Annotated in this window: 19 protein-coding genes; 6 read left to right on the top strand and 13 right to left on the bottom strand. The window is 57.7% G+C overall.

Annotation, left to right across the window (positions count from 1 at the left end):
• Positions 1 to 496: 496 nt before the first annotated feature.
• The 5 genes from pilB (at position 497) to ABNH18_RS00595 (ending at position 5,413) form a co-directional block, all read left to right on the top strand.
• Positions 497 to 2,206, top strand: coding sequence for a type IV-A pilus assembly ATPase PilB (pilB, locus tag ABNH18_RS00615; protein ID WP_349380949.1), 1,710 nt, complete (start codon positions 497 to 499; stop codon positions 2,204 to 2,206).
• A 2-nt stretch (positions 2,207 to 2,208) separates the two neighbouring features.
• Positions 2,209 to 3,432, top strand: coding sequence for a type II secretion system F family protein (locus tag ABNH18_RS00610; protein ID WP_349380948.1), 1,224 nt, complete (start codon positions 2,209 to 2,211; stop codon positions 3,430 to 3,432).
• Positions 3,433 to 3,496: 64 nt separating this feature from the next.
• Positions 3,497 to 4,306, top strand: coding sequence for a prepilin peptidase (locus tag ABNH18_RS00605; RefSeq protein ID WP_349380947.1), 810 nt, complete (start codon positions 3,497 to 3,499; stop codon positions 4,304 to 4,306).
• A gap of 76 nt (positions 4,307 to 4,382) precedes the next feature.
• Positions 4,383 to 4,976 carry a dephospho-CoA kinase gene (gene coaE, locus ABNH18_RS00600; RefSeq protein ID WP_349380946.1) on the top strand — a complete coding sequence of 198 codons (594 nt, stop codon included), beginning with the start codon at positions 4,383 to 4,385 and terminating at the stop codon, positions 4,974 to 4,976.
• 236 nt (positions 4,977 to 5,212) lie between these two features.
• Positions 5,213 to 5,413 (top strand): DNA gyrase inhibitor YacG, encoded by a 201-nt coding sequence (locus ABNH18_RS00595; protein ID WP_349380945.1) that lies wholly within the window; start codon positions 5,213 to 5,215, stop codon positions 5,411 to 5,413.
• 143 nt (positions 5,414 to 5,556) lie between these two features.
• Here the strand turns inward: ABNH18_RS00595 and ABNH18_RS00590 are convergent, their stop codons facing one another.
• The 4 genes from ABNH18_RS00590 to ABNH18_RS00575 form a co-directional block, all read right to left on the bottom strand.
• Complete coding sequence (locus ABNH18_RS00590; RefSeq protein WP_349380944.1) at positions 5,557 to 6,501, bottom strand: Nudix family hydrolase; 945 nt, start codon at positions 6,499 to 6,501, stop codon at positions 5,557 to 5,559.
• 318 nt (positions 6,502 to 6,819) lie between these two features.
• The gene (gene argJ, locus ABNH18_RS00585; protein ID WP_502876768.1) at positions 6,820 to 8,043 is read right to left on the bottom strand and encodes a bifunctional glutamate N-acetyltransferase/amino-acid acetyltransferase ArgJ; all 1,224 of its coding nucleotides are present in this window, start codon (positions 8,041 to 8,043) and stop codon (positions 6,820 to 6,822) included.
• A 200-nt stretch (positions 8,044 to 8,243) separates the two neighbouring features.
• The gene (secA, locus tag ABNH18_RS00580; protein ID WP_349380942.1) at positions 8,244 to 10,958 is read right to left on the bottom strand and encodes a preprotein translocase subunit SecA; all 2,715 of its coding nucleotides are present in this window, start codon (positions 10,956 to 10,958) and stop codon (positions 8,244 to 8,246) included.
• Positions 10,959 to 11,131: 173 nt separating this feature from the next.
• A complete protein-coding gene (locus tag ABNH18_RS00575) occupies positions 11,132 to 12,064 on the bottom strand; it encodes a M23 family metallopeptidase (RefSeq protein ID WP_349380941.1) in 933 nt (310 codons plus the stop codon).
• Positions 12,065 to 12,164: 100 nt separating this feature from the next.
• On the opposite strand from ABNH18_RS00575, the gene ABNH18_RS00570 reads away from it, so the two are divergent.
• Complete coding sequence (locus tag ABNH18_RS00570) at positions 12,165 to 12,608, top strand: hypothetical protein (RefSeq protein ID WP_349380940.1); 444 nt, start codon at positions 12,165 to 12,167, stop codon at positions 12,606 to 12,608.
• A 252-nt stretch (positions 12,609 to 12,860) separates the two neighbouring features.
• Here ABNH18_RS00570 and lpxC read toward each other — a convergent pair whose 3' ends face one another.
• From lpxC to murD, 9 genes are all read right to left on the bottom strand, one after another.
• Complete coding sequence (lpxC, locus tag ABNH18_RS00565; RefSeq protein WP_349380939.1) at positions 12,861 to 13,775, bottom strand: UDP-3-O-acyl-N-acetylglucosamine deacetylase; 915 nt, start codon at positions 13,773 to 13,775, stop codon at positions 12,861 to 12,863.
• Positions 13,776 to 13,884: 109 nt separating this feature from the next.
• Positions 13,885 to 15,051 (bottom strand): cell division protein FtsZ, encoded by a 1,167-nt coding sequence (ftsZ, locus tag ABNH18_RS00560; RefSeq protein ID WP_349380938.1) that lies wholly within the window; start codon positions 15,049 to 15,051, stop codon positions 13,885 to 13,887.
• Between the two features lie 143 nt (positions 15,052 to 15,194).
• Positions 15,195 to 16,430, bottom strand: a complete 1,236-nt coding sequence (gene ftsA, locus ABNH18_RS00555) for a cell division protein FtsA (RefSeq protein WP_349380937.1) — start codon at positions 16,428 to 16,430, stop codon at positions 15,195 to 15,197.
• A gap of 13 nt (positions 16,431 to 16,443) precedes the next feature.
• Positions 16,444 to 17,220, bottom strand: coding sequence for a cell division protein FtsQ/DivIB (locus ABNH18_RS00550; RefSeq protein WP_349380936.1), 777 nt, complete (start codon positions 17,218 to 17,220; stop codon positions 16,444 to 16,446).
• Positions 17,213 to 18,136, bottom strand: a complete 924-nt coding sequence (locus ABNH18_RS00545) for a D-alanine--D-alanine ligase (RefSeq protein ID WP_349380935.1) — start codon at positions 18,134 to 18,136, stop codon at positions 17,213 to 17,215. The genes ABNH18_RS00550 and ABNH18_RS00545 overlap by 8 nt, the downstream gene beginning before the upstream one ends.
• Entirely contained in the window at positions 18,129 to 19,553 is a 1,425-nt protein-coding gene (gene murC, locus ABNH18_RS00540; RefSeq protein WP_349380934.1) for a UDP-N-acetylmuramate--L-alanine ligase, read from the bottom strand. The genes ABNH18_RS00545 and murC overlap by 8 nt, the downstream gene beginning before the upstream one ends.
• Complete coding sequence (gene murG / locus ABNH18_RS00535) at positions 19,543 to 20,616, bottom strand: undecaprenyldiphospho-muramoylpentapeptide beta-N-acetylglucosaminyltransferase (protein ID WP_349380933.1); 1,074 nt, start codon at positions 20,614 to 20,616, stop codon at positions 19,543 to 19,545. The genes murC and murG overlap by 11 nt, the downstream gene beginning before the upstream one ends.
• On the bottom strand, positions 20,613 to 21,770 hold the full coding sequence (ftsW, locus tag ABNH18_RS00530) for a putative lipid II flippase FtsW (protein ID WP_349380932.1): 1,158 nt from the start codon (positions 21,768 to 21,770) through the stop codon (positions 20,613 to 20,615). The genes murG and ftsW overlap by 4 nt, the downstream gene beginning before the upstream one ends.
• Complete coding sequence (gene murD, locus ABNH18_RS00525; RefSeq protein ID WP_349380931.1) at positions 21,763 to 23,088, bottom strand: UDP-N-acetylmuramoyl-L-alanine--D-glutamate ligase; 1,326 nt, start codon at positions 23,086 to 23,088, stop codon at positions 21,763 to 21,765. Before murD ends, ftsW begins: the two co-directional genes overlap by 8 nt.
• Positions 23,089 to 23,099 lie beyond the last annotated feature (11 nt).

Genomic DNA, 23,099 nt, shown 5'->3' with positions numbered 1-23,099 from the left:
GGATCGTGCTTCTCTCAGCCTTACAGGGAAACCACGCCGCCAGGGTCACTCTCAATGTCAGTTGCTGACACTTTGCGTCACCCTCCAGATAAGACTGACGGGATTCGTCGGCCCTAGAGCCCCGGCAACAATGCAATACGGCGGCAAGGCCATCACCGCAGACCTTTTACCTTACTAGGTGCGAGCACACCCTCTTCCCGGCCCGCACGCCTTCCTCGCGGTGGCAGCCATCGGGCATATCAAACCACCGCTCCCACAGAACAAGGGATATTAGCTACTCTGTAAAGTGACGCCCTCTGTGGTGAAAGCGTTTTGTGGCAGCGCCTAGCGGGCACTCTATAATTATTATTGCAACAAACCGTGGAATCGGTTGAGAAATCGGTGGCAAGGTACTGATTTTGCGACATTCGGCCTTCCCAGTCACCAATACACACGGTATGTTAGGAAAAAAGTGTTGGCCGCACCGACCATACTAAGCATAAACAAGCAGGTTGCCATGACTAGCCAAACCGCCTCATTCAGCGGGTTACCGCACCGATTAATACAGCAGGGCCTGATGGACGCTGAAAGTGCCCAGCAGATTCTGCAGCAAGCACGCCAAGAGAAGACCAGCTTGGTGCGGCAAATTGTTGCCAGCGGCAAACTCACCGCCAAGCAGGTAGCTGGCGCCGTGGCAGAAGAGTTCGGCGACCCCATACTTGACCTGAGCAGCTTTCAGCGCGACAGCCTGATCAAGGACCTGGTAGACCCCAAGCTGATCAACAAACACCATGTACTCCCACTTTATCGGCGGGGCAGCCGCCTGTTCGTTGCCGTTTCAGATCCCACCAACTTACCTGCACTGGAAGAAATTCGCTTTAATACCGGCCTGAACGTTGAGACAGTGATTGTCGAAGAGGACAAGCTGACTCAGTGGATCGACGCGGTGGAGTCGGACAATGAAGACGATTCCTTTGGCGACTTGGATGACGGACTGGACGACTTAGATGTTGGTGCCGCAGAAGACAAGAAAGACGAGACCCAGTCCGGCTCGGATGATGCGCCCATTGTCCGTTTCGTCAACAAGCTACTGCTCGATGCCATTAAGGGCGGCGCCTCTGACTTGCACTTTGAACCTTACGAAAAAACCTATCGGGTCCGCTTTCGTCAGGATGGCATTCTGGCCACTGTTTCTAAGCCACCCATCAATATCGCCAGCAAACTCTCTGCCCGCTTGAAGGTGATGTCGCGGCTGGATATCTCCGAGCGCCGGGTCCCCCAGGATGGCCGGATCAAACTAAAGATTTCAAAGACTCGCTCAATTGATTTTCGGGTTAGCACCTGCCCTACCCTGTTTGGGGAGAAAATCGTACTGCGGATCCTGGATCCGGAATCTGCCAAGATGGGCATCGAGGCACTGGGGTACGAAGACGAACAGAAACAAATGTACCTAGATGCATTACACAAGCCGCAGGGGATGATCCTGGTGACCGGGCCCACAGGCTCCGGGAAAACGGTCTCGCTTTATACTGGGGTGAACATTCTCAATACGCCAGAGCGAAACATCTCCACGGCGGAAGACCCAGTGGAAATCAATCTGGAAGGGGTCAATCAGGTCAACGTGAACCCGAAACAGGGCATGAATTTCTCGACGGCTCTACGGTCTTTCCTGCGCCAAGATCCCGATGTAATTTTGGTGGGCGAAATTCGCGACCTTGAAACGGCTGAAATTGCCGTAAAAGCGGCCCAAACGGGGCATATGGTCCTTTCCACCCTGCACACCAACAGTGCGCCCGAGACCCTCACGCGCCTTCGCAACATGGGGGTGCCATCATTCAACATTGCTACTTCAGTCTTACTGATTATTGCCCAGCGACTGGCCCGCCGCCTTTGTGAAAACTGCAAAGAGCCCGTGGATATCCCTAAGCAATCGCTGCTTGAGATGGGCTTCACGGACGATGATATCGCAAAAGGGTTTACTGTTTACGGCCCTAAAGGCTGTGATAAATGCAAAAATGGCGGCTATAAAGGCCGCGTGGGGATCTATGAGGTGGTCAAAATCACCGACGGCATCGCGCGCATCATTATGGAAGAAGGAAATTCCATTCAAATTGCCGACCAGTGCCGAACAGAAGGCTTTAATGACCTTCACCGCTCCGGCTTGGTAAAAGCCATGCAAGGGGTTACCAGTTTGGAAGAAATTAACCGTGTCACCAGCGGACATTAATTATGGCCACTAAAGCAGCACAACAAAAATCAGCCACGTTCACCTATGAAGGCCTGGACCGCCAGGGCAAGAAAGTCAAAGGGGAAACCTCCGGTAAAGGTGCCGCCTTGGTGCGCGCCGAACTACGAAAACAGGGCATCAACGCCAAGAAAGTGGTGAAGAAGCGGGAAATCAATTTGGGTGGAAAGAAGAAAGTCTCGCCCATGGATATCGCTATATTTACCCGACAAATGGCGACCATGATGAAAGCCGGCGTCCCCTTGGTACAGGCTTTTGAAATTGTTGCAGATGGCTTGGACAATCCCTCCATGAAGGACGTGGTGCTCAAAATCAAAGCCGATGTGGAAGGCGGCAACAACTTTGCCGGCGCACTACAAAAGCACCCACTGCTCTTTGATGACCTTTATTGCAGCTTGGTGGATGCCGGGGAGCAGTCTGGTGCACTGGAAACCATGCTAGACCGCGTTGCTTTGTACAAAGAAAAAAGTGAAGCGCTTAAACAAAAAATCAAGAAAGCAATGAAGTACCCTATTGCTGTTGTCTGTGTTGCCATTATTGTAACTGCAATCCTCTTGATTAAAGTTGTCCCTACTTTCCAGGAGCTCTTCCAAGGTTTTGGTGCCGAACTCCCGGCCTTTACTCAGTTTGTTATTAATCTGTCCGAATCACTCCAAGCCAACTTCCTTTTCATTGTCGTGCTGATAGTTGGTTTTGCTATCGCCTTCAGCGAAACACGAAAAAGGTCTGAGAGTTTCAGAAATGGAATCGACCGCACCTTATTAAAATTACCTATCATTGGGGATATTACCTTTAAAAGTACCATCGCGCGTTACGCACGCACCCTTTCCACCACCTTTGCTGCCGGTGTGCCGTTGATTGACGCCCTTGATGCCTGTGCCGGCGCCACCGGCAATGTGGTGTACCGAAGGGCAGTGCTACAGATCAAAGAAGACGTTTCCACTGGGCAACAACTTCAATTCGCCATGCGATCCACAGGCGTCTTTCCTGCCATGGCGCTGCAAATGACCGCCATTGGCGAAGAATCCGGCGCCTTGGATGCCATGCTGGAAAAAGTGGCCATCTACTACGAAGATGAAGTGGACAACGCAGTGGACGGCCTAACCAGTATGATGGAGCCGCTGATTATGGCAGTGCTGGGTGTGCTCGTTGGCGGCTTGATTGTCGCCATGTACCTTCCCATCTTCCAACTTGGCAACGTGGTATAACGTGTCTGAAACACTCAATCTTCTCTCTTCCAGCCCGACCCTTTTGGTCGGGCTTTGTGTTGTTATGGGGCTGCTGGTAGGCAGTTTTTTGAATGTGGTGATTCACCGCTTGCCGCTGATGATGGAGCGGAGCTGGAAGCAGGAAGCCCGTGAGATCCTTGAGCTGCCAGCGGAATACAGTGACGACATTTTTAACTTGGTGACGCCGCGTTCGCGCTGCCCGAAATGCAGCCATGCCATTGGCGCGCTGGAAAATATTCCGGTGCTTAGCTGGCTGGCGCTGCGGGGCAAGTGCAAGGGCTGCAAGACGCCAATTAGCAAGCGCTACCCCATTATCGAGCTGGTCAGTGGTGTACTCGCCGGGTTATGTGCTTGGCACTTTGGCTACGGCCCTTGGCTGGTGTTTACGCTTTTTGCTACCTGGGTATTACTGGCTGCCGCCATGATTGATGCGGACACCACGCTGCTGCCCGATAGCCTGAACTACTGGCTGTTGTGGGCAGGCTTGCTGGCTGCCGTTATGGGCGTGTCTCCGGTTTCACTGAGCGATGCCGTCATCGGTGCCATGGCCGGCTACCTATCGCTCTGGAGTATTTATTGGCTGTTCAAGCTGATCACCGGCAAAGAAGGCATGGGCTACGGCGATTTCAAGCTGCTGGCCGCGCTGGGCGCCTGGGTGGGCTGGCAATACCTGCCGGTGATTATTCTGTTGTCGTCGGTGGTCGGGCTGGTGTTTGCCATCGCCATGATGCTGTTCAGCGGTGAAAAACGCACTCAAATTCCCTTTGGCCCCTATCTGGCCACAGCTGGCTGGATTGCCCTGCTCTGGGGCGATAGTATCGTCAGCTCGTATTTGGGAATGTTTAAACTTTGATTACGCAAACACGCCCCACGCAACACGCAGATACCGCGTGATGCGGGCCGCGTAATACATGTAAGCGGGACTCACCATGTTTGTTGTTGGCCTGACCGGCGGAATTGGTAGCGGTAAAAGCGCAGCCACGGATTTTCTGGCTCACCAAGGGATTACCATTGTGGATGCGGATTTAGCGTCCCGGGTAGTGGTGGAACCGGGGCAACCCGCTTTGCTGAAGATAGCTGAGTACTTTGGCCAGCATGTGATCGCCGACGATGGCTCACTGGATCGCCGGGCGCTGCGCGAGATTGTGTTTGCTGACCCCAACGCACTGAAAACCCTGGAAGGCATCACCCATCCCGCCATTGGTGACGAGCTGCGCCGGCAGATTGCTGCCAGCCAATCTCCCTACACTGTTCTTGTCTCCCCGCTGTTACTGGAAACCTCGCAGAAAGCCCTGGTTGATCGCATTCTGGTCATTGATGCCTCTGCAGAGTTGCAGGTGGAGCGCACCATGGCCCGGGATCAGGTGCCGGAAGCACAAGTCGCAGCGATCATGAAAGCACAGCTGGCGCGAAGCACACGGCTGGACCAGGCGGATGATGTGGTGGAGAATCATGGCTCTCTGGAGGCACTCCATGAACAGCTGCAAGTGCTGCATCAGCACTACCTGACATTGGCAGAATGAATGTCGGGTTACGCCGACGACCTACGGCTCTTCGCGCGCAAGCACGCTCCTACAGCTATCTATTTTGTAGGTCAGATTAGCCTAAAGGCGTAATCCGACATGAAGGTTTGCCGCGGGCAACAGGCTTCGTTGCGGCACAAAACAGCACGCCTAACCACATATACGACTCGCAGTGGACATGAGAACATTCCCGCCCACACAATTCCCCGTAAATGGATGGATACGCGTACCCAATCATGACTGACAAAACCCCGGCCAAAAAAGCCACCCAGACATACCCCTGCCCGCAGTGCAAAAGCCTCACCCGGTGGAACAACAATCCCTGGCGGCCGTTTTGCTGCGAACGCTGCAAACTGATTGATCTGGGAGACTGGGCGGCAGAACGCCACGCGATTCCGGGGGACGATGATGCACCCGCAGACTTCGAGGAGTTTTAGTGAGCGTTCGCCGCAACGGATACAGTAAAGTGGCCCGTTGTTACCAATGAGATTGCAAGATGTCGGGTTACGCCGCTTCGCGGCTCTCTGTGCCCTAGGGTAAACACGACCTACGTAACAAGACCTATTTTTTAGCGTGCCAATCACGGCCAGAAAGCACGGATACCCGCGATGCCCACCGCGCCGTGATCACGGGCGTTAGCCAGATCATCTGGCGTTACTCCGCCCAGCGCGTAGCAGGCAAGCGGCGCGCCTTTCATTAATGACTCGGCCTGCGGCCAGCCCAGTGCCGGTCTGTCCGGGTGTGTTGGCGTGGGCAGGACGGGTGAAATTAGGGCCATATCCAGGCCCAGCGCCACCGCCTTGTCGCGAGCAGCCTGGTCGTGAACCGCCGCACTGATAATTCCGTCAAACGCGGGCGGCTCATTCAATTGAGCTAATGCTCGGCCCGGAAAATGCAGAGCAAAAACACCCAGCTCTGTCGCTGTCGTTACAGCCTGCGTACTCGCACGTAACCAGACCTTTATGCCCCGCTCATGACAGCGCGCCACGATTGTGGCCACCTCGGCATGGTCACTCCACTGACGAAAATACAGCCCTTGCTGGTCGGCATTCAATCGATCAATCCCGGACCATAATTCCCGCAAAGCGATTGCCTCCGGCGCGACCACCAACTGCTCCGGCAACCGTATGGCGTTCACCACTGGCTGATTGGCCGCCGGAAAGCGCAGGGCCGCCAGTTCCTCCGGGGCAAACCACTGCACCCGCTGCCCTTCTCGCCCTTGCGGCTCGCCTTGCCAGGCGCGCACATCACGGAAGTGCAAGGTTACATGGAGGTCATCATATTGGTGCGCAATGGTCATAAACGGTGCGGAAACCGCACCCACCATACCAAGCTCTTCTTCTAACTCGCGAGCTAGCGCTGCATCCAATGTTTCACCCTGCTCCACCTTGCCGCCGGGAAACTCCCAGAGACCGCCCTGATGCTTGTGATCCGCGCGCTTGCTCAGGCAGATACGCCTATCTTCGCCACGAATGATGGCAGCGACGACAGTGATAGCGGGGGTTGGGGTTGCCTGCATTGGCATCTTTGCGAACTCCTGTAGATACCCTGTTAAGAGCAAGCCTGCTGGGAAAAGCGTCACTGTGGGTGTGGTCGTTTGCTATGCCCTATGGGTACGGCCGCGAATCCTCGCACTCAGTGAAGGCTCTTTGCATCGCGGTGGAACCACCGCTCCCACAAAACAGGGAGAAATCGACTTTCTAGAGGCTGCTTGCGGGCGAACCGCTTGGCCGGTTCGCTTGCAAGCAAGCCTTTACAGATTGCGTTCTTAGTGGTTTGTCGGATTACGCCTTTCAGGCTAATTCGACCTACGGCCTACAGCGTTTTGCGTCAGGCGTTCGATCTAGGTCCGATACTCCGCATTGATCTTCACGTAGTCATAGCTGAAGTCGCAGGTCCACACGGTGCACTGCGCATCGCCGGAGGCCAGATCCGCGCGAATAGTGATTTCCGGTTTCGCCATCACGGCTGAGCCCTGGGATTCCTGGTAGCTGTCGGCTACGCCGCCGTCTTCTACCAGCAATAAATCACCCAGCCAGACGCTAACCTTGTCCACGTCCAGCACCGCAATCGGAGCACGGCCAATGGCAGCCAGAATACGGCCCCAATTAGGATCAGAGGCAAACAGGGCGGTTTTCACCAACGGAGAATGGGCGATGGTTTCAGCCACCGTGCGGGCATCGCTTTCGCTAGCTGCGCCGGTGACAGTAATTTCCACAAACTTGGTGGCCCCTTCCCCGTCACGCACCAGAGCCTGGGCCAGCTCGGTGAAGACCTCTTCCAGTGCCTGATACAACAGCTGGCTGCTCTCATCCAGCACGGTGATTTCGTCCATCCCGGCCTGCCCTGTACTGATCAACATGCAGGCATCATTGGTGGAGGTATCCCCGTCCACGGTCACCCGGTTAAAGGATTTATCTGCCAGCGCTTTCACCCACTCATCCAGCAATGGCTTGGCAATCGGTGCGTCGGTCGCAATAAACCCGAGCATGGTGGCCATGTTCGGTTTGATCATGCCCGAGCCTTTGGACATCCCCGTCACCGTCACCGGCACACCGTTGATTTCCACCCGCCGGCTAGTGAGCTTGGGATAGGTATCGGTGGTCATGATGCCTTCCGATGCTCGACCCCAGTGATGGGCATCCAATGCATCCAACGCCTTGGGCAACCCTGTTTCAAAGGGCGGCAGCGGGAACTGCTCACCAATCACACCGGTGGAATACGGCAGGATTTCATCCGCATCACAACCTGCTGCTTTCGCCAGCAACTCACAGCTGGCCAGGCAGTTTTCCAGGCCTTTTTTGCCGGTACCTGCATTGGCATAGCCCGTGTTGATCATCAGGTAGCGTGGCGTAGTGGCAGCCAGACGGGACTTGGCTACCTGTACTGGCGCAGCACAGAAACGATTAAGGGTGAACACACCACCGACTCGACTCCCCTGTGCCAGCTCCAGCACTACCAGATCCTTGCGATTGGCTTTTTTGATGCCCGCTTCGACGGCGGCAAGCCGCACGCCCGGAACCGGCAACCACTCAGACTGTGTCATCACACTTTTCCTGCTATCCATGTATTGAAAGCTTGCTATGAAACAAGCGCCCTGCCAAGCGTGGAGCTTTGTAGGGCTGCTCCCAGGCTGTTTGTCGGATTACGCCTTTCAGGCTAATTCGACCTACGAATTGAAGCGACAAGCCTAAACAAAGAAAGCACCGACTTTGCCGGTGCTTTTGGTTTTCCTTGCCGCTTGAAGCTTGTTGCTTGAGGCTGCTTTTATTCAATCTTTCCGTGGCACTGCTTGTACTTCTTGCCGGAACCACAGGGGCAAGGTTCATTGCGCCCGACTTTGCGGCCATCCCGGACCACGGTTTTAGGCTGCTCACCCTGCTGGCGGGGCTGGGCATCACCATCGGTGCCGGGCTCGGCCACCGCCTGCATCTTCATTTTTTCGGCTTGCAGGCGTGCTTCTTCTTCGCGCTGCTGCTCCAGGCGCTCCACTTCGTCATCGCGGCGTACCTGGAAGCTGTGCAACACACGGATCAGTTCGTGCTGAATCTGGTTAAGCAGCCCCTGGAACAGCTCAAAGGCTTCTTTCTTGTATTCCTGCTTGGGGTTTTTCTGGGCGTAGCCGCGCAGGTGAATCCCCTGGCGCAGATGATCCATGCTGGCCAGATGCTCTTTCCAGTGACGATCGAGAATCTGCAGCATCAGATGCTTCTCGATTTTGCGCAAATCCTCAGTGCCGATTTCCCCTTCCTTGCGCTGGTAATCCTCGTCCATGCTCTCAACCAGCTTTTCGATCAAACCCTCGATATGCAGCTGATTGTCTTCATTGAGCCACTGGCCAACAGGCGCATGACACTGGAATTCTGCGTCCAGGGTTTTCTCAAGGCCAGGGATGTCCCACTGATCTTCTACCGAACCCGGCGCCATATAATCGTGGACCACCTCTGTCACCACATCGCGGCGAATCCCCTTCACTGAATTCACCAGATCGTCAGCTTCCAGAATCTGGTCACGCTGCCCGTAGATTACCTGACGTTGGTCATTGGCCACGTCATCGTATTCCAGCAGGTTTTTACGGATATCAAAGTTACGCCCTTCCACTTTGCGCTGGGCGTTTTCAATGGCGCGGGTCACCCAGCGGTGCTCAATGGCCTCACCGTTTTCCAGACCCAAAGAGCGCATCAAATTACGGATCTTGTCTGAGGCGAAGATACGCATCAGGTCATCTTCCATAGACAGGAAGAAGCGGGTGTAACCCGGGTCACCCTGACGCCCCGCACGACCCCGCAGCTGGTTATCGATACGGCGGGATTCATGGCGCTCGGTACCGATAATGTGCAAACCGCCCGCTTCCATGACGGTATCGTGGTTCGCCTGCCACTCGGCGCGGATTTTCTCCGCTTCCGTTTCAGACGGGGTGTCCATGTGCTTGATCTGTTCCTCAGGATTACCCCCGAGCACGATATCCGTACCCCGGCCAGCCATGTTAGTGGCAATGGTCACCGCTCCTGGGCGACCGGCCTGGGCAATAATCTGGGCTTCGCGCTGGTGGAACTTGGCGTTCAGCACTTCGTGGGCAATCTTGTCCTGCTTCAAACGCTTGGACAAATACTCCGACGCTTCAATGGTAGCAGTACCCACCAGCACCGGCGCGCCCTTGGCGACCGCTTCAGTCACTTCCTTGACGATAGCTTCGAATTTTTCCTGCAGGCTCAGGTAGACCAGATCATTGGCATCGATCCGCACCATCGGCTTGTTGGTGGGCACCACCACCACATCCATGCCGTAAATCTGGCGGAATTCCAGTGCCTCGGTGTCCGCGGTACCGGTCATGCCTGACAGCTTGTTGTACAGGCGGAAATAGTTCTGGAAGGTGGTAGAAGCCAGCGTCTGGTTTTCCTGCTGGATATTCAGCGCTTCCTTTGCCTCAATGGCCTGGTGAATACCTTCGGACCAGCGACGGCCCGGCATGGTACGGCCGGTATGCTCATCCACGATCACGATCTGGTCGTTTTGTACGATGTAATCCCGATCGATATGGAACAAAGCATGGGCTTTCAGCGCCGCATGAACATGGTGCAGCAGCGCCAGGTTATGGGCTGCATACAGGCTCTCGCCCTGTTCCAGCAACTGGTTACTGACCAACAGCCCTTCAATTTTCTGGTGGCCAACTTCGGTCAGCTCTACCTGCCGCTGTTTCTCATCAACGAAGTAATCGCCTTCGCTCTCTTCCGTTTCTTTTTCCAGCTGTGGCATGAACTGATTCACCGCCTGGTACAGCTCGGAGGAATCGGCGGCAGGGCCGGAAATAATCAACGGGGTACGCGCCTCGTCGATGAGGATGGAGTCCACCTCATCGACGATGGCGTAATTCAGCCCGCGCTGCACCCGGTCTTCCAGGCGGAAGGCCATGTTGTCGCGCAGGTAATCGAAACCGTATTCGTTGTTCGTCCCGTAGGTAATATCCGAGGCATAGGCGGCACGCTTCTGCTCGGTGGGCTGCTGAGACAGAATGATACCCACAGACAAACCCAAAAATTCATACAGTGGGCGCATCCAGTTGGCATCACGCTCGGCCAGGTAATCGTTCACCGTGACCACATGCACGCCCTCACCGGACAGCGCATTCAAATACGCCGGCAGGGTTGCGGTCAGGGTTTTACCTTCACCGGTACGCATCTCGGAAATACGCCCTTCGTGCAGCGAAATACCGCCCATCATCTGCACATCGAAATGGCGCATCCCCATGACCCGGGTTGAAGCTTCACGCACTAGCGCGAAGGCTTCGGGCAACAATTCATCCAGGGTTTTGCCGTCTTTAAACGCCTGCCGGAAAGCGATTGTTTTGTGCTGCAAGTCGCCATCGGTAAGCTGCCCCATCGCATCTGCGTGGCTATTAATGGCATCGACCAGCTTTGCCATTCGCTTGATTTCACGATCATTCTTGGTGCCGATGATTTTTTTTACGATGGTACCCAGCATAAAACTTCCGGTTCAGTATAAAGTCAGGACAAACAGCCCCATGGCGGCAAGGTAATTCCCCGCAAGGCCAGACATTCTAAACACAATAGGATCAAGAGATAAGGTGGTATTGCCCGTTATCAAGGGTGCTGAAAGAAAAACGACCCCTTGCGGGGCCGTTTAAGGTCATTCAGTTACCGTCGCGCACGGTAAATGTACGGTTGCGGATTGATCTGGGCGCCATTTTTGAGCACTTCATAGTGCACATGCGGCCCTGTTGAACGCCCGGAGCTGCCCACTTTTCCCACAATATCACCAGTGCGAACAATTTCCCCCGGTTCAACCAATAGCTCCTTGGCGTGCCCGTAGCGGGTGGACAGACCGTTACCGTGATTGATCTCCACCATTTTTCCGTAACCGGAACGTTCACCGGAATAGGTCACAACGCCAGCGCCCGTAGCCACGATTGGCGTGCCTTCCTTCCCCGCGAAATCCACCCCTTTGTGCCAGGCAACACGGCCGGAAAACGGGTCAGAACGGCGCCCGAAGCGGCTGGACATCCACCCCTTGGTCAGTGGGCGGCCAGACAGATAGGTCTGGTCCTCCAGCTGCTTATCTGCCAACAAGTCTTCCAAAATGTCCAGCTGACGTTCGCGACGCTCCAACGTCGCGGTCATTTGATCCAGTGCGCCCATAAAGGACGGCAATTCGTAGCCCACACCCTCTTCAGAGGCTTCCGGGCCACCGACTCCGGGAACACTACTGAAATCAAATTCGTCGCCGCCGATATCGGCCACTTCCACCAACCGCTCGCCCAGCGCATCCAGACGAACAAGCCGAGCCTGAGCCTGCGCCAACTTAAGTGTCAGGGCCCGAAACTGCTCCTGACTCTGTTGATCAAGCTCGGAAAGAACCAGCTGTTGCTGTTCCAGCTGGCCAGCGAACCGTTCTGTCATTACTGGGGTAAATTCAGGCTGACCGCCCACACGATAGGCCAGAAGATAGGCACTAACGCCAATAATTGCAGGAAACACCACCAACGCCGTAGCCAATAACCAGGGCCAATGACGAGGAACGGGCAGTGTGCGCGAATGGCCGCGCTTGCTGTTAAGGACTATGATGTTCATAAGATTTCGTAACGCACCGGCTTAAAGTCATTTAAATCAAAGTGTTACGCTATTGCTTTATAATTTTTTTACAATCTGCAGGCTAGTCTAAGTAAAACTCATGAGCAAGACAACGTCGCCCAAAGCCCTTCTCGCTCTGCTAAGCGGTCACCCCGCTCTGTCAGCCTTGGCGAAAGAAGCCCGGAAGACCCCTGCACAGGAACAGAATGATCCTTTGCAATGCCTGCCACCTGCCCTGCGTGAGCGCGTCACCTTGGTGGAAGACCAGCATCGCTGGCTGGCCATCACGGAAACCAGCGCCACCGCGCAGCTTTTACGCTTTCACTTGCCGAAACTGCAACAGGCCATGCCCGGTCAGCAGATCAAGATCGTGGTGGGCGGCAAGCGCCAACCCATGCAAAGCAATCGCCATGCCAGTAAACCGGCAGGTCCCCATTTGGCCCAGGAAAGCGCCCGGCACATTGAAGCGGTGGCCGAGGCCATAGACGATGACGCGTTAAAGGCATCTTTGCAGCGGCTGGCAAGTCGCGGTGAACCTGACTGAATTGAAAATTTAAAGTGCAAAACTGAAACGCGCCCGTTGCTGGCGCCACCCTTGATTCTGCCTTTCAGCTTTAAACTTTAAACTTTAAAAGCCTCCACCCTTGAAACGAAAAACCACCTGACTGCGGGAGACAGCCAGGTGGCCAACAGGGCTTCGACGTACAGCCGAATCGCTTCGGCCAAGGTCAGCAGCACTTCAGGGTCATCCTGACCCGACGCGGCCAACCCACGTTCTGTACTACTTTGCCGCCACTTATTCTGCTGCCAGAACAGGGCGCATATAGGACACAGGCGCATCGGTGGCGTCTTCAAACGTCACCACTTCGTAGGAGTCCTCCTGGCGGAGAATTTCCCGCAACAGCGCATTGTTGAGTGCATGGCCGGATTTGTGGCCGATGAACTCGCCAATCAGGCTGTGACCCAGCAGATACAGGTCGCCAATGGCGTCCAGCATCTTGTGTTTGACGAACTCGTCGTCATAACGCAGGCCGTCTTCGTTGAGGATACGGTACTCGTCCACCACGATGGCGTTATCCACACTGCCACCCAAGGCCAGATTCTGGCTGCGCAGAAACTCGATATCGCGCATAAAACCAAAAGTCCGGGCACGGGCCACTTCTTTCACGAACGAGGTCGTGGAGAAGTCGATACTGGCCAGCTGATTACGATCTTCAAACACCGGGTGATCGAATTCGATGGAAAAAGTCACCTTAAAGCCGTCAAAAGGCACGAACGTCGCCGTTTTGTCGCCTTCACGCACCGTCACTTCTTTCTTGATGCGGATAAACTTCTTGGCGGATTCCTGTTCCTTGATACCGGCAGATTGCAGCAGGAAGACGAACGGACCGGCACTGCCATCCATGATCGGCATTTCCGGGGCTGACAACTCCACAAAGGCGTTATCAATCCCCAGGCCCGCCATGGCGGACAGGAAGTGCTCCACCGTACCCACTTTCACGCCATCCTGTACCAACGTGGAAGAGAGCGTGGTTTCGCCCACCGCGTCCGCGGCAGCCTTGATCTCCACCACCGGGTCCAGGTCCACACGCCGGAACACGATACCGGTGTTCACCGGTGCCGGGCGCACGGTCATGTAAACCTTTTCGCCCGTGTGAAGGCCTACGCCAGTGGCGCGGATCACGTTTTTTAGCGTTCGTTGTCTGATCATCAGTCTGTCACACAGCTGCGGGTACCCTAAGGATACCGCTTTCCTCAACACAAAATTAGGGCGCGATTATACTGAAACACCCCGATTTTGCACCAATCTCACCTGACCGTTAGTCGGCCTGGCGGCGCAGGAAGGTCGGAATATCAATGAAATCCAGATCTTCCGCGGTGCTTACCGCCTGCTGGCCACGGCCACCGGCGGCCTGCTGGGCGGCGCGTTTGCGCTCCACTGCCGGGCGATCCAGGTCGCTGTAGTCCACCCGTCCGTCTGCCGCGACAGGAGTCTGACGGCCACGCACCACTTTTAGTTCCTGTGCCTCCGCGCCCAAGCCCGTTGCCACCACGGTAACACTGATGCTGTCGCCCATATCCGGGTCGATGGCGGTACCGATGATGACATTGGCGTCATCTCCAGCCAGTTCGCTGACGATGTCACCCACTTCGGAGAACTCATCCAGAGCGATGGACTCGTTGGCGGTGATGTTGATCAGGATACCCCGCGCGCCGCGCAAATCCACGTCTTCCAGCAGCGGGCTGGAGATAGCAGCCTGTGCGGCTTCCGCTGCACGGCCATCGCCGCTGGCGGTGCCGGTACCCATCATGGCGGTGCCCATTTCGCTCATCACGGTGCGCACGTCAGCGAAATCCACGTTGATCATGCCGGGCCGAACGATCAGATCGGCAATCCCTTTCACTGCGCCCTGCAGTACCTCGTTGGCCGCCTTGAAGGCGTCCAGCAGGCTGGTGGAGCCACCCAGTACCGCTTGCAGCTTCTCGTTGGGAATGGTGATCAGTGAATGAACGTGCTCTTTCAGATCATCAATCCCCTGCTGGGCAGAGCGCATGCGCTTCTTGCCTTCGAAGGGGAACGGCTTGGTAACCACGGCCACGGTGAGAATACCCAGTTCCTTGGCGATTTCGGCCACCACTGGAGCGGCACCGGTACCGGTACCACCGCCCATGCCGGCGGTTACGAAGACCATATCGGCGCCGTCCAGCAGCTCGGCGATACGATCGCGGTCTTCCTGTGCAGACTGACGACCAATTTCCGGATTCGCGCCAGCACCCAGACCCTTGGTCACCTGGCTACCCAGCTGAATCACGGTTTTGGATGAGGCATTACGCAGGGCCTGGGCATCGGTGTTGGCGCAGATGAAATCTACCCCTTCCACACCGGAACGCACCATGTGATCCACGGCGTTACCGCCGCCACCACCGACACCTACTACTTTAATTACCGCACCATGCGGCACGCTGTCTTCCAATTTGAATTGCATGGTTGATCTCCCGTTGTTGCTTCCCTGTTTACTACTCATTACGTCGAAGTGTTCCGGTCATCTTGCCGCGGCCCGGAACAACCGCTTGCTCGGTTTACGCTGCACGCGTGTTGCCTGATGCGTGCAGCGTGTTGCATCTCTTGTCAAAAATTCCCTTTGAACCAGCTTTTGATACGTTCCAGCCAGTCCACATCACCGCCGCCGGCCTGGGCCTTGGCGCTGGTGCCTTCCTTCTCCATGCGCTGGCCATATAGCAGCAGGCCCACAGAGGTGGAATAAATCGGGTTCTTCACCACGTCGATCAGCCCGGAAATGCCCTGCGGCGCACCCAGGCGCACCGGCATATGAAAGATTTCCTCGGCCAGATCGATTGCCCCTTCAATCTTCGAAGAACCACCGGTGAGCACGATGCCCCCGGGAATCAGGTCCTCGAACCCGGAACGGCGAATTTCTGCCTGCACCAGGGTGAACAGCTCGTCGTAACGAGGCTCCACCACCTCCGCCAGGTTCTGGCGGCTGAGAGTGCGCGGCGGACGATCGCCCACGCTGGGCACCTTGATGGTTTCGTCTGCCCCAGCCAGCTGGGTCAGCGCACAGGCGTACTTGATCTTGATTTCATCCGCATGCTGTTTGGGCGTGCGCAGGGCCATGGCGATATCGTTGGTCACCTGATCCCCGGCAATGGGAATGTTGGCCGTGTGGCGAATGGCGCCTTCGGTAAAGATGGCGATATCCGTGGTGCCACCGCCGATATCCACGATGCAAACACCCAGTTCCCGCTCGTCTTCGGTGAGTACGGCGTGAGCACTCGCTAACTGCTCAAGAATGACGTCGTCGACTTCCAGGTTGCAGCGGCGCACGCATTTCTCGATGTTCTGGACCGCATTCACCGCGCAAGTCACCAAGTGCACCTTGGCTTCCAGGCGCACACCACTCATGCCGATGGGCTCACGCACCCCTTCCTGGTTGTCCACCACGTATTCCTGCGGCAGCACATGCAGGGTTTTCTGGTCCGCCGGAATCGCCACCGCCTGCGCCGCATCGATCACCCGATCGATATCGGCCTGGGCCACTTCCCGGTCGCGAATGGCGACGATGCCGTGGGAATTGAGGCTACGCACATGGGAGCCGGCAATGCCTGCGTACACCGTGTGAATATGGCAACCGGCCATCAGCTCCGCTTCTTCCACGGCGCGCTGAATAGAGCGCACGGTGGCTTCGATATCCACCACCACACCCTTTTTCATGCCCCGCGACGGTTGCGAGCCCAGGCCGACGATTTCCAAGGTGCCATCGGCTGCTGTCTGGCCGACGATGGCAACCACCTTGGAGGTGCCAATATCGAGTCCGACAATCATGTTTTCTGTTGCTGTCGCCATGTCACCTTTTCTCCTAACTTTGCTGCTCGCGCCAGGTCACTGCCATGCCGTCTGCATAACGCAGATCGACCCGAGCTACCTGGCGGCTATCCGTGCTCAGCACGCCACGATAAAGCCGCACAAAACGGCGTAATTTGGTGGTGTAATGCTCACGGTCAACCACCAGTTCCATGTCGTTATTTAGTGTCAGGCGCGCGGTCAGGCGCGCGTTGACTTCCATGCTGCGAATGGTCAGATCCACATCCGCCAGCGTTTTGCCCATGCTGTGGTAGAAGCCCATGACTTCTTCCAGCCGCTGCTCCGGGCCACTCAGGTGGGGCAGATCGGTCAGGTCGTACTGCTTGAGCGCCTTGAAAGGCTGCCCGCTGTCCGACACCAATACCGCCTCGTTCCACACTGCCACCGGGTGACGCTCTTCCACTGTCAGCACCACGGTATCGGGCCACTGACGGCGGACGGAAACCTCTTCCACCCAGCTCAACCCCTGCGACTGCTGGTAGATATCCTCCAGCGGCACAGAGAAGTAATTTTCTTCGCGCACCAGCGCCGCCAATGCGGTCTGAATCTGCTGCTGGCGACGCACATCGGTCACGCCATCCACGCCTACCTTGCGGATGGGGTAGCCATCCAGCGCGGCGGGCAGGTAAATCACCGCCAGCAGGATGACCAGCGCCACCGAACTCACCAGCATCCACGGCACCGCCGCTGCCACCCGCTCGCGCAGGGGAACACCGGCCTTTTTTACCGGCTTGCGACGAGCGCCGCGCGGCGCGGGGGCGTTTCTAGCCACGACCCCGTTCCAGTGCGTCCAGCAGAATTTCGCCCACCAGCACGTCAAAATCGCGGCCGGTGGCTTTCGCTGCCATGGGCACCAGCGAATGATCCGTCATGCCCGGCACCGTATTCACTTCCAGCAGCTGCCACAGGCCCTGCTCATCGCGCATCACATCGACCCGACCCCAGCCACGGCAACCGGCCACCCGAAAGGCGGTCAGCGCCAGCTGCCGCAGCGTCTGCTCGTCGGCGTCATCCAGCCCGGCTGGGCACAGGTACTCGGTACTGTCGGATTGGTACTTCGCTTCAAAGTCGTAAAACGCATGGGGCGTTTGCAGGCGAATGGCCGGCAAGGCTTCGTCCCCCAGCACTGCCACGGTGTATTCCGGGCCGTTGACCCAGGCTTCCACCAGCACGTCCTGATCGAATTTTTCTGCGGCCACCAGGGCCTCGGCCAGCTCTTCAGCGTTATCCGCCTTGGCCATACCGATGGAGGAGCCTTCGTGGGCCGGTTTCACAATCACCGGGAAGCCCAGGTCTGCCTCATCACGACCGGACACATAAAACGCCGGCGTCGGCAAACCCGCTCCTTTCCATAATTGCTTGGTGCGTACCTTGTCCATGCCGATGGCAGACGCCATCACCCCGGACCCGGTGTAAGGAATCTCCAGATGCTCCAGCACGCCCTGAATCACACCGTCTTCGCCGCCGCGACCGTGCAGGGCAATAAACGCCGCATCAAACCCTTTCAGGGTGTCCACGCTCTTGTCCGCCGGGTCGACCAGCTCTGCGATCAGGCCCAGATTGCGCAGGCCTTGATGCACCGCTGCGCCGCTTTTCAGCGACACTGGCCGTTCTGCAGATTTCCCCCCGGCCAGCACCGCCACTCGGCCCACCCGGCTCAATCGTTGTTTCAATGCACGCTTATCCATGGCTGCCTCCCTGAGCGGCCAACTGCTTGGCGATGGCGCCGACGTTACCGGCACCCTGCGTGACGAGAAGATCACCGTCCTGAAGCTGGCTGGCCAACAGGCCCGGCAGCTTATCCGGGTCATCCACAAACACTGGCTCCAGGCCGCGCTTGCGCAAGCTGCGGCACAGCGCCCGGGCATCGGCACCGGGAATCGCGTCTTCGCCGGCGGCATACACTTCCAGCATCAGCAACACATCCACCCCGGAGAGCACTTCCACGAAGTCCTCGTAGAGGTCCTGGGTGCGGGTATAACGGTGCGGCTGAAACAACATGGCCAGGCGGCGGTTCGGCCAGCCGTCGCGAATGGCGGCAATGGTGGCGGCCACTTCACGGGGATGGTGACCGTAGTCGTCCACCAGGGTCGCGCTACCGCCCTCGAAGTGGTACTCGCCCTGTACATCAAAGCGACGCCCCACCCCGGTAAAGTTATTCAGGCCACGGATAATGGCTTCATCGTCTGCGCCTTCATCCGCGGACACCGCGATGGCAGCCAAGGCGTTCAAGACGTTATGGCGACCCGGCATGTTCAGGGACACTTCCAGTGGCTCGCCTTCAGCACGCACTACCCGGAAATGGGTCACCATGCCGTCCTGGCGCACGTTCTCGGCACGCAGGTCTGCATCCTCGCTGAAGCCGTAGCGGATCACCTGACGGTTGACCCGCGGCAACAACTTGCGCACCACCGGATCATCCACACACATCACCGCCACACCGTAGAACGGCAGGTTGTGGAGAAACTCGATAAAGGTGTTCTCCAGCTGGGCAAAGTCGCCACCGTAGGTGTGCATGTGGTCCGCATCGATATTGGTGACGATGGCACTCATGGGCTGCAGATGCAGGAAGCTGGCATCGGACTCATCCGCTTCCGCCACCAGATAACGGCTCTGCCCCAGACGTGCATTGGTGCCAGCGCTATTCAGGCGCCCGCCAATGACAAAAGTCGGATCCAGTCCGGCCTCGGCCATGATCGCTGCGGTCAGCGACGTCGTGGTGGTCTTGCCGTGGGTGCCGGCCACGGCGATACCGTGGCGAAAGCGCATCAGCTCTGCCAGCATCTGGGCACGGGGCACCACGGGGATACGGCGCTCATGGGCCGCCGCCACTTCCAGATTCTCGGTATTCACCGCGGTGGAGGTCACCACCACATCCGCGCCATCGATATTTTCAGCACGGTGGCCAATGTCTACCCGCACACCCAAGCTTCGCAGGCGCTCTACCACCGGCGATTCCTTGATGTCGCTGCCGCTGATGGCATAGCCCTGGTTGGCCAGCACTTCGGCAATGCCGCACATGCCCACACCGCCGATCCCCACAAAGTGGATCCCGCGAATGCGGCGCATTTCCGGCACCGTATGAATGTTGTCGTTATCGGCCATTGGCCACCTCCTCACACAGCGTGGCGGCGCGCTCTGCGCTGTCCGCCATCGCCTGCTCACGGGCCCGCTCGGCGATTTGCGCCAGCAGGCCACGCTCTGCAACTGGTTTCAGGGTGCCGGCAAGGCTTGCCGCACCCAGGTCCCGCTGGGGTAGCAGCAGCGCGGCTCCGCGCTCTGATAACCAACGGGCATTCAATGTCTGGTGGTCATCCACTGCACTGGGCAGGGGAACAAACATGGCGGCCACGCCCGCCGCCGCCACTTCGGCAACGGTCAGCGCGCCGGCCCGGCAGATCACCAAATCTGCCCAGCCGTAGGCTTGTGCCATGTCATCAATAAATTCACTCACCTGAGCCTGCAGGCCCAGCGCCTGATAAATCGGTGCGGCCTCAGCGGTACGCCCGGCGCCGCACTGATGGCGCACCTGTATATCGCGACCCAGCACCGCCAGCAGCAGCTCCGGCAGATCCTGATTCAGTACCAGCGCCCCTTGACTGCCACCCAGCACCAGCACGCGCAAGCCGCCCTGATGTTGGGCATAACGGCGAGCCGGCTCATCCAGGGCGGTAATCTCCGGGCGTACCGGGTTGCCCACCCAGCAAGCACGCGGGTTACCGAAGGCACCCTGAAAGCCCTCTAGGGTCACCGTGGCCAGCTGGGACAACAGGCGATTGGTCAAGCCGGGAACCGCATTCTGTTCATGCACCACCACCGGCACCTTGCACAGCCGCGCTGCCAGGCCACCGGGGCCACTGGCAAAGCCACCAAAGCCCACAGCCAACACTGGCTGACGGGCACGAATCAGCTGACGCGCCTGCAACACGGCGCGCAACAGATTGAAGGGGGCGGTCAGCTTGCGTTTGATCCCGCCACCGCGCAGACGGGACACGGACAGCTCGGCGATTTCGTAGCCGTACTGGCGCACCAGCTTGCCTTCCATGCCGTTTTCCGCGCCTAGCCAGAGAATGTCGAAACCGCGCGCACGCAGTTGATCGGCCACTGCCATTGCCGGGAACACATGGCCGCCGGTGCCGCCAGCCATAATCAGGACGGTGCGACTCATCGTGCAGCCCTCCCTCTGGCTTTCAGGTGATCGGCTTCTGCCCCGGCCCGCAAGATCAAGCCGATCATGGCGGCGGAGATCAACAACGAGGAACCGCCATAGCTGATAAACGGCAGCGTCAGGCCTTTAGTGGGCAGCAGGCCCATATTCACACCCAGGTTAATAAACGCCTGGGAGCAGAAAACAAAGGCGCAGCCATAGACCACATAGGCGTGATACAACAAACCACGCTCTTCCAACCGATGGCCGACGCGGAATACACGCCAGCCCAGCAAAATAAAGCCGCTGATCAACGCCACATTACCCAGCAGGCCCAGTTCTTCGGACATCACCGCATAAACGAAATCCGTATGCGCCTCGGGCAGGTAAAACAGTTTCTGCACGCTGTTACCCAAGCCCACGCCCAGCCAGTGACCACGACCAAACGCGATCAGGCTTTGGGTAAGCTGGTAGCCGGAACCGAACTGGTCTGCCCAGGGGTCGGTAAAGGTCATCAGCCGCGCCACCCGGTAGGGTTCCGCGAAAGCGATCAAGCCGCCCAATGCCACCGCAATCAAACCAATCAGCAGGAAACGCAGGGTCGGCACACCGGACAGAAACAACATCCCCATGGCGGTAATACCCAGCACCACCACTGCACCGAAATCCGGTTCCAGCAACAGCAGCAGCATCAATACGCCCAGCAAGCCCAACGGCAGCAAGAAGGCTTTCCATTCGGTTTCCAGCGCCGCCTTGCGTTGCGCCACGTAGCCGGCCATGTAAAGCACGAAGCACAACTTGACGATTTCCGAGGCCTGAATGGTCAGGCCCGGCAAGGCAATCCAGCGGGTGGAGCCATTCACGGTACGGCCCAAACCCGGAATGAAGACCATCACCAGCACCACCAGCGCCACCGGCAACATCACAAAACGCAGGCGCTCCAGCAGGGCCAGTGGCACCGCGTAATACACAAAGGTGCCGACACCCAATCCCAGCGCCAGATAAATGCCATGGCGCATGGCGTAATAGAAGGGGTCACCCAGGCGCGTTTCCGCAATCTGCAAACTGGCGGAAGACACCATCACCAGACCGGCCAGCGAGAGCAAAATGGCCGTCCACAGCAACGGCTTGTCGATGCCAGTGTGGTCCACTTTCAGGATCATGCGCTCAGTCATGGCACACCTCCCGAGCACGGGCGGTAAAGTCGTCGCCGCGAGCAGAGAAACCGCTGTACAGATCAAATGATGCGCAGGCCGGCGACAGCAAGATCGCATCACCCGGCTGTGCCAGCGCATGGGCACGGGCAACGGCGGCAGCCATGTCGGCCACCAGCTCGCAGGGCGCGGCGGACATACCCTGGGCCACGGCATTACGGTCTTCGCCCATCAACAGGGCGGCACGCAAATATTGGCGAGCCGGTTCGGCCAGGGGGGAAAAGTCCTGCCCCTTGCCTTGACCGCCAGCCACCAGAATCACCTTGCCTTCAATGCTTTCACCAATGCCGGTCAGCGCGGCCAGGGTGGCGCCCACGTTGGTGGCTTTGGAATCATTGAACCAACGCACCCCACCAGCTTCCGCCACCAACTGGCAACGATGCGGCAGGCCGGTAAACGCTTTCACCGTGGCCAGCGCCTTGTCGCGATTGAGCGACAGTGCATCGCTGATCGCCAACACCGACAAAATATTCATCGCATTGTGGTGACCGGTGAGGGCCAACTCGGACAGCGACAGCAACGGCTCGCCCCGGCACAGCAGCAGGCCTTTTTCGCTATCCAGACGGTAATCCGCTTCCGGGTGGGCACCAAAGCTGATCTGCCGCGCCACCGTGGCCGGCGGACGGGTGGCCAGGTCATCACGGTTCCAGACCGCCACCTGACAACCGTCATAGACGCGCTGCTTGGCCGCCAGGTAATCGGCGAAGCTGGCGTAACGGTCCAGATGGTCCTGGGACACGTTGAGCACCGTGGCCACTTCTGCGCTCAGGCTATAAGTGGTTTCCAGCTGGAAGCTGGACAATTCGAGCACATACAACCGGGCCTGATCGTCCAGCAATTCCAGTGCGGCCACACCCAGGTTGCCGCCGATGCCCGGGTTCATCCCGCAGGCATCCGCTACCTGACCCAGCAAGGTCGTTACCGTGCTCTTGGCGTTGGACCCGGTGATCGCTACCAGCGGTTCACTGGCGGCACGGGCGAACAGCTCAATGTCGCCAATGACTTCTTTGCCATCCACTACCTGCTCGGCAATCGCCGGGGTGGACACTGCCACACCCGGGCTCACGATCAGGCGGCGGGCTTTGTTCATCCAGCCTTTTTTGAAGCTACCGGTGTGCACTTTCAGATCTGGAAATTCGGCACACAGGGCATCCAGCCCGGCCGGTTCAGCACGGGTGTCAATGGCGCGCACGGGCATCCCCTGATCCGTTAGATAACGGATCACGGAGCGGCCTGTTACACCCAGACCAATGACCAGATCAAACCCGTCTTTCGCCATATCCTTGACTC

The sequence above is a fragment of the Alcanivorax sp. genome (assembly GCF_040118815.1).
In the GTDB taxonomy this organism is placed as follows: domain Bacteria; phylum Pseudomonadota; class Gammaproteobacteria; order Pseudomonadales; family Alcanivoracaceae; genus Alcanivorax.
The sequence above is the reverse complement of the archived record's forward strand: the minus strand, read 5'-3'. Positions and strand labels throughout refer to the sequence as shown.

Coding starts and splice junctions, on each gene's coding strand:
- ftsW (WP_349380932.1), bottom strand. CDS start 21,770: ATGACTGAGCGCATGATCCTGAAAGTGGACCACACTGGCATCGACAAG.
- coaE (WP_349380946.1), top strand. CDS start 4,383: ATGTTTGTTGTTGGCCTGACCGGCGGAATTGGTAGCGGTAAAAGCGCA.
- secA (WP_349380942.1), bottom strand. CDS start 10,958: ATGCTGGGTACCATCGTAAAAAAAATCATCGGCACCAAGAATGATCGT.
- ftsA (WP_349380937.1), bottom strand. CDS start 16,430: ATGGCGACAGCAACAGAAAACATGATTGTCGGACTCGATATTGGCACC.
- ABNH18_RS00595 (WP_349380945.1), top strand. CDS start 5,213: ATGACTGACAAAACCCCGGCCAAAAAAGCCACCCAGACATACCCCTGC.
- argJ (WP_502876768.1), bottom strand. CDS start 8,043: ATGGATAGCAGGAAAAGTGTGATGACACAGTCTGAGTGGTTGCCGGTT.
- ABNH18_RS00575 (WP_349380941.1), bottom strand. CDS start 12,064: ATGAACATCATAGTCCTTAACAGCAAGCGCGGCCATTCGCGCACACTG.
- murD (WP_349380931.1), bottom strand. CDS start 23,088: ATGGCGAAAGACGGGTTTGATCTGGTCATTGGTCTGGGTGTAACAGGC.
- murG (WP_349380933.1), bottom strand. CDS start 20,616: ATGAGTCGCACCGTCCTGATTATGGCTGGCGGCACCGGCGGCCATGTG.
- murC (WP_349380934.1), bottom strand. CDS start 19,553: ATGGCCGATAACGACAACATTCATACGGTGCCGGAAATGCGCCGCATT.
- ABNH18_RS00605 (WP_349380947.1), top strand. CDS start 3,497: ATGGGGCTGCTGGTAGGCAGTTTTTTGAATGTGGTGATTCACCGCTTG.
- ABNH18_RS00610 (WP_349380948.1), top strand. CDS start 2,209: ATGGCCACTAAAGCAGCACAACAAAAATCAGCCACGTTCACCTATGAA.
- ABNH18_RS00545 (WP_349380935.1), bottom strand. CDS start 18,136: ATGGATAAGCGTGCATTGAAACAACGATTGAGCCGGGTGGGCCGAGTG.
- lpxC (WP_349380939.1), bottom strand. CDS start 13,775: ATGATCAGACAACGAACGCTAAAAAACGTGATCCGCGCCACTGGCGTA.
- ABNH18_RS00570 (WP_349380940.1), top strand. CDS start 12,165: ATGAGCAAGACAACGTCGCCCAAAGCCCTTCTCGCTCTGCTAAGCGGT.
- ftsZ (WP_349380938.1), bottom strand. CDS start 15,051: ATGCAATTCAAATTGGAAGACAGCGTGCCGCATGGTGCGGTAATTAAA.
- ABNH18_RS00590 (WP_349380944.1), bottom strand. CDS start 6,501: ATGCCAATGCAGGCAACCCCAACCCCCGCTATCACTGTCGTCGCTGCC.
- pilB (WP_349380949.1), top strand. CDS start 497: ATGACTAGCCAAACCGCCTCATTCAGCGGGTTACCGCACCGATTAATA.